General features: G+C 68.4%; 6 protein-coding genes and 1 pseudogene. 3 read left to right on the forward strand and 4 right to left on the reverse strand.

The genetic code is table 11. The features are described 5' to 3' along the window. Nucleotides 1-430 precede the first annotated feature (430 nt). Nucleotides 431-1,595, forward strand: a pseudogene (locus tag ACGGAQ_RS32525) (IS701 family transposase). Nucleotides 1,596-1,664: 69 nt separating this feature from the next. Here ACGGAQ_RS32525 and ACGGAQ_RS32530 read toward each other — a convergent pair. Continuing rightward, nucleotides 1,665-3,035 carry a serine hydrolase domain-containing protein gene (locus ACGGAQ_RS32530; protein ID WP_393056060.1) on the reverse strand — a complete coding sequence of 457 codons (1,371 nt, stop codon included), beginning with the start codon at nt 3,033-3,035 and terminating at the stop codon, nt 1,665-1,667. A 28-nt stretch (nt 3,036-3,063) separates the two neighbouring features. Between ACGGAQ_RS32530 and ACGGAQ_RS32535 the strand changes: the two genes are divergently transcribed. Next, entirely contained in the window at nt 3,064-4,008 is a 945-nt protein-coding gene (locus tag ACGGAQ_RS32535) for a hypothetical protein (protein ID WP_393056063.1), read from the forward strand. A gap of 50 nt (nt 4,009-4,058) precedes the next feature. On the opposite strand, the gene ACGGAQ_RS32540 is transcribed toward ACGGAQ_RS32535, so the two are convergent. The 3 genes from ACGGAQ_RS32540 to ACGGAQ_RS32550 form a co-directional block, all read right to left on the reverse strand. Continuing rightward, nucleotides 4,059-4,232 carry a hypothetical protein gene (locus ACGGAQ_RS32540; protein WP_393056066.1) on the reverse strand — a complete coding sequence of 58 codons (174 nt, stop codon included), beginning with the start codon at nt 4,230-4,232 and terminating at the stop codon, nt 4,059-4,061. Nucleotides 4,233-4,263: 31 nt separating this feature from the next. Then, nucleotides 4,264-4,386, reverse strand: coding sequence for a hypothetical protein (locus ACGGAQ_RS32545; RefSeq protein WP_393056069.1), 123 nt, complete (start codon nt 4,384-4,386; stop codon nt 4,264-4,266). A gap of 407 nt (nt 4,387-4,793) precedes the next feature. Beyond that, nucleotides 4,794-5,075: a hypothetical protein gene (locus ACGGAQ_RS32550; RefSeq protein WP_393056072.1), complete on the reverse strand. Its 282-nt coding sequence runs from the start codon at nt 5,073-5,075 to the stop codon at nt 4,794-4,796. 188 nt (nt 5,076-5,263) lie between these two features. Here ACGGAQ_RS32550 and ACGGAQ_RS32555 point away from each other — a divergent pair, with 188 nt between their 5' ends. Continuing rightward, nucleotides 5,264-8,548, forward strand: coding sequence for a S8 family serine peptidase (locus ACGGAQ_RS32555; protein WP_393056075.1), 3,285 nt, complete (start codon nt 5,264-5,266; stop codon nt 8,546-8,548). The last annotated feature ends 117 nt before the right edge of the window (nt 8,549-8,665 follow it).

The following is an 8,665-nucleotide window of genomic DNA, read 5'->3' on the forward strand; positions in this document are numbered from 1 at the left end:
GGTCGGGGTGGCAGCAACGGTGCGATCTCGGCCCAGAGTGCATCCGAGACGATCCATGGCGGCTGCTCACCCCTCCTCACGTTCAGACAGAACGATCCTCACGTCCCGAGGACACGCCCAACATCATTTCGTTAGGAGCTCTAAGAGCAGCAACGCTTCGCGGTGCCACGCTCGATTTTCTAGACCAGCGCGACGCTCCAGCCGAACAGCCCGTCCTGCAGGTAACCAACCCGCGTATATCAGTCTGACCGCGCGTCGCAAACGACACGCTCACGACCGACCGCACCGCCTGGCCCACAACGAAGAACAGCGGCCGGAGCCCTCTACTCCGGACGCCAACCCCGCCTTCCCTCTTGACAAACTGCTCTACATATCAGTACTGCAACGGCAGTAGGCGAGTCGAGTTCGGTTCGCGTTCGTTGGTCAGCCTGTGACGGATGTTGATGTCGATCAGTGGCATGGCGAGTTGGACCGGCTGCATGCCCGGATCGGGCCTCGGTTTCGCCGTTCGGAGCCGCGGCGGCGTGCGCGGCAGTACCTGTGCGGCCTGGTGTCCGGTCTGGGGCGCAAAAACGGCTGGACTCTGGCTGAGCAGGCCGGGGATGTGTCGCCGGACGGGATGCAGCGGTTGTTGCGGTGGGCGGACTGGGACGTCGACGCGGTCCGTGACGATGTGCGGGACTACGTGATCGAGCACCCCGGTGACCCGGCGGGTGTGTTGATCGTCGATGAGACGGGGTTCCTGAAGAAGGGCACCCGGTCGGCCGGGGTGCAACGGCAGTACTCCGGCACCGCGGGGCGGACGGAGAACTGCCAGGTCGGAACGTTCCTGGCCTACCGGTCAGCGAAGGGCCACGCGCTGATCGACCGGCAGCTCTACCTGCCGGCGTCGTGGACCGATGATCGGGATCGGTGCCGGGCGGCTGGTATCCCGGGCGAGGTGCAGTTCGCCACGAAGGTGCAGATGGCCCGGGACATGCTGGCCCGCGCGTTGGATGCCGGGGTGCCGGTCGGGTGGGTGACGATGGACGAGGCCTACGGGCAGTCGAAATCCCTGCGGGTGTGGCTGGAACAACGGGATGTGGCCTGTGTGGTCGCGACCCGCCGCAACGACGACATGATCACCACCAGCATGGGCACCGCCCACGCCGACCAACTCATCGCCGCCCTGCCGGCCCGCGCGTGGTGCCGCCTGTCCGCCGGAGCCGGGGCCCACGGCCCCCCGCGAGTACTGGTGGGCGCGGGTGCCGGTGCGGATCTGTTGGCAACCCGGCCGGGGTCATTGGCTGCTCGCCCGGCGCAGCATGACGACCGGGGAGATCGCCTACTACGTCTGCTACGGACCCCGCCGCACCCGCCTGGTCGACCTGGCCCGCATCGCCGGGGCCCAATGGGCGATCGAGGAGTGCTTCCAGCAAGCCAAGAACGAAGCCGGCCTCGACGAGTACCAAGTCCGTGACTGGCGGGCCTGGTACGCCCACATCACCCTGTCCATGGCCGCCCACGCCTGGCTGTCCGTCGCCCGATCCCTTGCGACTCCGCAGAGTGCGGTAAGCCTCGCAGTTGCGCTTGGCAGCGCAACGGATCGAGGTTGATCCGCGACTCGTATACGAACAGAGGGCGGCACATCGTCGGCCGCCGCAAGCTGACAGGTGTATACCCAGCTATTCTGGCTGCTTGGTTGACGGTGTCGCGGTCTGCGTGACTCCTTCCTGTCGCAGTTCCAGGATGTAAGGCTGGCCGTTGGTCTGTAGGAATCGGACTTCCAGATCGAGTCCTGGGTGTAGGTAGCGACCGTCTGGGTCTGCCAGCAGCACAACCGGTTGCTGGGCAGCAGCGGAAAAGGTCAGTTGGCCGTTGGTGACCGCGATGTCGATCGGGTAGTCGTCGTGTAAGACGTAGCGGCCCGTCACGTCACTAAGCGGCGCGGCTGTGACACTGGTGGCGTACCGACGGTCCGCAGCGGCGCGGATGCTGGCCAGCACCTCCCATCCATCCTCAGAGTTGGTCATCGCGGCGACCGCGGTGCCGCTGTCGGGCCACACGTAGGAAAAGCAGGTATACCCAACGTTCAACCCGGTGTGCCCGAAACGCCGGTGCCCGGCGCTGTCATCGACCTCAGTGCCGAGCCCGTAGGTGCCGCCAGGAATCTGCGGTGTCCACATCTGGGTGGCCAGGTCGCGGTCGAGCAGCTTCGAGTCTCCCGAGGCCGCCCGGGCGATCTCGAGGTCGAGCCGGAGCAGGTCGGTCGGGGTGCTCCACAGTCCGCCTGCGGCCGTCTCCGGTTGCGTTCGCCACCCGGCGGGGATCCCGGTGCCGCCACCGTGATGGCCACGAGCCACCAGATGCGGTCGCTGGTGCGGAAACTGCTGGTCGAAGCTGCTGTCGGCCATAGCCACCGGTTCCAGCACCAGAGTTCGCATGAGATCTTCGAACGGCGTTCCGGTCGCGTCCACCATCAGCTGCTGAAGCACGGAGTAGTGGCTGCCCGAGTACCGGAAACGGCTACCCGGCAACAGGGTCGACCGAACCGGTGGAGTAGTCGTCGAGCCGCTGCCTTCCAGGACCTGCAACAGCGACGGGGCGCTATCCGCGGCGTAGCCGCGGTACCAGGTGTCGGACAAACCCGCCGTGTGCGCCAGCAATTGTCGTAACGTAACTCCCGGTTGCTGACCCTCGCGGTCGAGTAGTTGCCACGAGGTGAGGTACTCGCCGATGTCGGTGTCCAGATCCAGGACGCCGTCCTGGATCAGTAGCAGTGCGCCGAACGCGGCGACATGCTTACTGATCGAACAGGCCGCAAACGCGGTGCCCGCGGTCACCGGCGTCGACGTCTCGCCACCCGTGACGCCATACCCCGCCGCCCACACCCGCCCGCTCACGTGCCCGACGGCAATGCTGACCCCCGGCACCTGGTAGATGCTCATCAGATCGGGCAACGCCGCTGTGTCCGGCGAAAGTCGCCCGGAAGACACATGCCGGTCAAGTTGGCCCAGCAATGGGACCCAGCCCTGAGAGAAATCCACGTCTTCCACGGCGTCGATTCTCAACCACACGTACCCGGTGGATCAAATCGATCGAAGAACATCCCTATATTCGATGCAACGGCGTCGGCAGCCGGACAATCCCGCGTTCCGCAAGGCCGTGTTTGCGCCGAGGGCGACTAACGGCAAGATCCGTAAGCGGCTGAAGACTCTCGATGACGCCGTAGCGGCGGCAGCCGCGCAGGGCGGCATACCGCTGCCGGACACCACGACACGCGATGCGCTGACGTGGCAGCTGCTGAAGGCCCTGCGGATCATCGAATTACGGCTGGAAGGTGATGACCAGGCCGACCGCACCGGTGTGGTCAGCCGCCTGGTTTCGCTGGTGGGCGACTCACCGCGGGCCGCCGCGGTATGGCGTCGACTGCGAGAGCTGTCCGCTGAATATGCGCAGACCGCGGCGACCGTGACCTATGACATGGTGGTCCGCGATGTCGCCACCGTGGTGCCGATCGCCCCGCTGACGCCGGCCCTCGTTGTTGTGAGTGCACGTGACGAGCAGATGTATGAGCGGCTGCGGCAGTTGCCAGCGCTGAACGGACCTCGGCTGCTCGCGGCCTGGCGCGACGAGCGCGCCTCGTTGGTGGAGGTGCCGGCGCCGCTGGCGGGGGCCGGGTCGTTCTGCGCGGGACCGGCCGGTGCTACCGGCGGGCGTGGTGTGGTCATGATTGCCTCGCTTTCCGAGGGTCGTGCCCGCGCACCCGTCTCCGGGTGCGCGGGCGGTGGGTACCGCACAGCGGAGACGGGTGGGGCCAACCTCTGCCGCCCTGGTCGGGTCGGGCAGGTGGGCAACCAGCCCCGGTGGTGCTGGAAGGGTTACGGCGACGCGTCGGGTCGCCGTTGGTGCGTGCGGGTCGGTGTCGGCATCGCGCGGGCGGTGTCGGCGCCGACGATGGAACCCGGTGCAGTCCTATCGATCGAGTCGAATGGGCGCGTGGGTGCCGGATTGCGGGGCGCCGGCTGACTACGCGCGCACCTTGAGGGCCAGGAGCGGTGCCGGTGGCCCGGTCGTGGTCAGTCGGCGCAACCCTGTTCGCAGCCTTGCGGATCGCACGGCTGTCTGTCGGCCATCCGGGTCAGGGCTTGCCTGTCGTGGCCGTCGAGGTCATCGAGGAACGGCCAGCCGAACCTGTCGGCGAACGCCGTGACCTTGGGTGCCCCGTACGTCGGGTAGCCGGCGTGGTCCATCGCCGCCACGATGTCGTCGCGGGCCGAGGAGTCAGGCGAGTTTGCCGAGCTTGTCCACCGACCAGCTCGCCGAGTTGCCCCGGTGGTCGAGGATCTTCCCGACGGCGAACTGCAGGTAGTCCCGGGCGTAGGTTTCGTGGTCGACCCGCTGCATCCACTCACCCGGTCAAACCAGCTGCCCTCTTCGTCGGTCGGCGGGTTTCCGATGCAGGCCATTGCAGGGGGGCTGGTCCTACGAGGACGCCTACGCCGAGGTCCATGGAGTCGACCCGGAGCAGCTACGTCGCGAAGGCGATCCCGCCGCCGCCCGGGTGCAGCTCTACGGCTAGCGGGTCACGTACCAGCGGGCGTACACGCTCAGGCCGACCATGAGGCCGTACAACGCCGCGAACACCCAATTCCACCAGAGGTCGGGGTACTGACGACGGTCACCACCCCAGCGCAAAGCCGAACACCTCGACGTGGATCGTGGGCAAGGCCGCCGCCCACGGCATACCGATCGGTCTGTTGGTCGTGGCCGGATCGTATGGGCGCCGTCGAGCGGATCGCCGATGTGGCGAGTCAACTACCGCCGTAGTACCCCTCCTGCTCACCGACCAGCAGCGGCACGTCGTACACCGACGCCCCGGGCAGCGCCCGGACGTAGCGGATGCGGTGGCGCCACCGCTGGTGCTCGAACGCGACGTCAACCTCGATTTCCACCACCACGCTCGGTTCCATCTGCGCGTACCGCAGCGGCTGGGGCCGCTCCAGCTGCCCGGACCACGACGCGGGCAGCGGCTCCGGCCACGGGTGCAGCACCGGGACACCGCGGCCCTGCGCTGCTCGAAGGGGTGACAGCATCCTGCCGAGCTCCACCTCCTTGCTCTCGGCCTCAGTTGTTTCGCAGTACGGCGGCGACAGCGAGCCCGTTACCGGTCGAAAGATCATCGGTGAAATGGACAACGAGATCCGGTCCCGACATCGACTCCCTCTTGGACACCTTCGGATCGATAGATAGGACGAGACGAGTGACGAGATGGAGACGGACGGTGGCGCGCGGGTTGGTTCCCGTCCTGGCGCTGTCCCTGGCGATGGGCGATGCCGTACCGGCCGCTGCCATTCCCCAGCCGGGCGGCGACCGGTCGGGCCACCGGCCGGCGACGGGTGCGCTTTCCGGCGAGCGGACCGTGACGTTGCTTTCCGGCGACCGCGTGCGGGTGCACAACGGCAGCTACCTGGTGGAGCCCGGCCCGGGACGCCGGAAGGTCATTTTTCACCAGCAGCGGGTGGCCGGCCACGATTACGTGATCCCCGCTGACGCGCTGGGACTGATCGGCTCGAAACGGGTGGATCGCCGCCTGTTTGACATCACCAGCCTGCTGGAGATGGGCTATGACGACGCATCGGTGAGTGACGTGCCGCTGCTGGTGATCCCCGGTGTGGGCACGAGAACCGGGGTTGCGTCGGCCGGCGCCGGTTGGCGGGTGGTCCGCGAACTGCCCAGCGTCAAGGGTCGAGCGGTGCACGTCGCGAAGCCCGAGGCGGGCCGGTATTGGGCGGAGCTCTCGGCAACCATGACGCCGGGCGTGCGGAGTAGCGCACCGACCAGCCGGGTCTGGTTGGACGGTCGGCGCAGGGTGAGCCTCGACAAGAGCGTGCCGCAGGTCGGCGCCCCGAGCGTCTGGCAGGCCGGGTACACCGGTCGGGGGGTGAAGGTCGCCGTACTCGACACCGGCATCGACTCGGCCCATCCGGACTTCGCCGGCCGGATCGTCGCGACCGGCAATTTCACCGAGGACGCGGACACCAACGATCTCGTGGGTCACGGCACGCACGTGGCGTCGATCATCGCCGGCTCGGGCGCGTCCTCCGACGGGAAGTACAAAGGGGTCGCCCCGGATGCGACCCTGCTGGCTGGCAAGGTCTGCACCTGGGACGGGTGCTCCGACTCGGCCATCATGGCCGGCATGGAGTGGGCCGCCACCAGCGGGGCAAAGGTGGTCAACCTCAGTCTGGGCGGCGGCGACACTTCCGAGGTGGACCCCGTGGAGGAGACGGTCAACAACCTGACCGCCCAGCACGGCACGCTCTTCGTCATCGCCGCCGGCAACGAAGGCCCCGGATCGGGGACGGTCAGCTCGCCGGCCAGCGCCGACGCCGCCCTGGCAGTGGGCGCGGTAGACGCCAACGACGACCTGGCCTGGTTCTCTAGTCGCGGGCCGCGGACGGGTGGCGGCACGATCAAGCCGGAGATCACCGCTCCGGGCGTGGACATCGTCGCCGCCCGGGCCGCCGGCTCCCAACCAGACGAGCCGGTCGGCGACTCGTACGCCCGCATGTCCGGCACCTCCATGGCCACCCCGCACGTCGCCGGGGCCGCCGCACTGCTGGCCCAGCAACACGCCGGCTGGCGGTCCGCTGACCTCAAGGCGAGCCTGATGGCTGCGGCGGTGCCGAACCCGAGGCTGACCGTCCATGAGCAGGGGGCGGGTCGTCTCGACGTGGCCGCCGCGTCGACTCGGACGGTCCGGGTCGAGCCGGCCACCGTCGACCTCGGCCTGCAGCGTTGGCCGCATACCGACGACCAGCCGGTGAACCGCACGCTGACGTACCACAATTCCGGCGGCGCGCCCGTCACGCTGACCCTCGCCGCCGACGCCACCGGCCCGGACGGGAAGCCCGCACCCGCCGGCATGTTCCGGGTGCATCCAAGCCGGCTCACCGTGCCGGCAGGTGGCAGCGCCACGGCCACCCTCACCGCGGACACCCGGGTCTCCGGCGCCGAGGGCGTCCATCTCGGCACGGTAGGGGCGGCCGGGGACGGCGCATCGCTGCGTACCCTTTTCGTCGTCGACCGCGAGCCGGAGAGCTACGACCTCACACTGACTCACCTCGACCGTACGGGCGCACCGACCCCGTCGTACATGACGTTCCTGGACGGTGTCACCGCCTCGGGTGCGACGTGGCCGTACGACCCGGACGGCAGGGTCACGGTACGGCTGCCCACGGGTCGCTACCACCTGACCAGCACGATTGCGGGTGAATCCGACAGCAGTCTGTTGACCCAACCGGAATTGCGCCTCACCGGCGATACGGTCGTCACGCTCGACGCCCGGGTGGCTCAGCGCGGCGCCCGCGTCTCGGTGCCCAGGTCGGGCGCGGAACCGCTCGGATCGAGCGTCGGCTTCTACCGGCACCTCCCGGACGGCACCCTGTCCGCCAGTTCGGTGTTCAGCCTGGGCGGTTTCGAGCCGCTCTACACGGCACACCTGGGGGGCGTCCTACCGGCTGATGAGATGAAGGGTCGGGTGCTGAGCTGGTGGGGCGAGACCGCGGCGAACGGTGGGTTCTCGCACCTGTACAACCTGGCCTGGTATCCGCCGGGGCGGTTGCCCAGCGGGTTCACCCGACAGGTGCAGCACAGTGACCTGGCGGTGGTCCAGGCAACGCACCGCATCGCACAGACCGTCGAGAAGAGCTCTCAACCTTCGCTGCCCGACTACCAGGACAGCTGGCGTGGGAGCAGTCTGGTCGCTCCGCCGGGGGACCGGACCGAGTACTACACGACCGAGGGTGGCGTCCGGTGGAGCTCGGAACTCCGGGGCGGCGACATCGACCAGGAGTCCGCGCCCACCGCCTACCCGGTCGGGGGACAGCGCGAGCAGTGGCTGGCGGCCCCGTTCGGTCCGGGCTTTCCCGCAACGGCGAGCCACGGCGATCTGTGGATGTCCCGTACCGCGAACAGTTTGTGGCTGATTCCGCCGATGTTCGCTGACGGGACGCTCAGCCACGGCGGCTTTGCCGATACCGAGTCGAGGCGACGTGCCCTCTACCGCGACGGCGTGGAGGTGCCGCCAACCGGATACGGGACCTATGACGTCCCGCCGACGGCGGCCAACTACCGGTTCGAGGCCGAGGACAATCGTGCCGCCGGTGCGGAGCTGTCCACCCGGGTCAGCGCGACCTGGACGTTCCGTTCCGCGTCCGTGTCGGGTGACAAGGCTCAGCACCTGCCGGTCATGGCGGTGCGGTCCATGCCAGCGCTGGACGAGCAGAACGCGGCTCCGGCCGGCCGGCAGTTCCGCTTCCCGGTGACGGTGCAGCAGCAGACCGAGGTGCCGCGGGCAACCATCGCGGGCCTGACCCTCGACGTTTCCTACGACGGTGGTCACACGTGGCAGCCGGCCCGCCTGGTCCGCAGTGGCAACACCTGGACCGCGACCGTGGACCACCCGGCCGCCAGTGGGTTCGTCTCGCTTCGGGCGTTCGCCGTGGATTCGGCCGGCAACACGGTCCGTCAGACGATCGTCAACGCGTACCGACTGAAGGGATGACCTGCGGGTGCTGTTCCGAAAAAGCGACAAGGCAGCGGCCGACGAGGAATACACCGCGTACGTCCGCACCACGATGGACCGTTGGCGTCGGGTCGCGTACCTGATGACCGGTGACTG

This window comes from Micromonospora sp. NPDC047557 (genome assembly GCF_043205095.1).
Lineage (GTDB): Bacteria > Actinomycetota > Actinomycetes > Mycobacteriales > Micromonosporaceae > Micromonospora.

Coding starts and splice junctions, on each gene's coding strand:
- ACGGAQ_RS32540 (WP_393056066.1), bottom strand. CDS start 4,232: ATGGACCACGCCGGCTACCCGACGTACGGGGCACCCAAGGTCACGGCG.
- ACGGAQ_RS32545 (WP_393056069.1), bottom strand. CDS start 4,386: ATGCAGCGGGTCGACCACGAAACCTACGCCCGGGACTACCTGCAGTTC.
- ACGGAQ_RS32550 (WP_393056072.1), bottom strand. CDS start 5,075: ATGCTGTCACCCCTTCGAGCAGCGCAGGGCCGCGGTGTCCCGGTGCTG.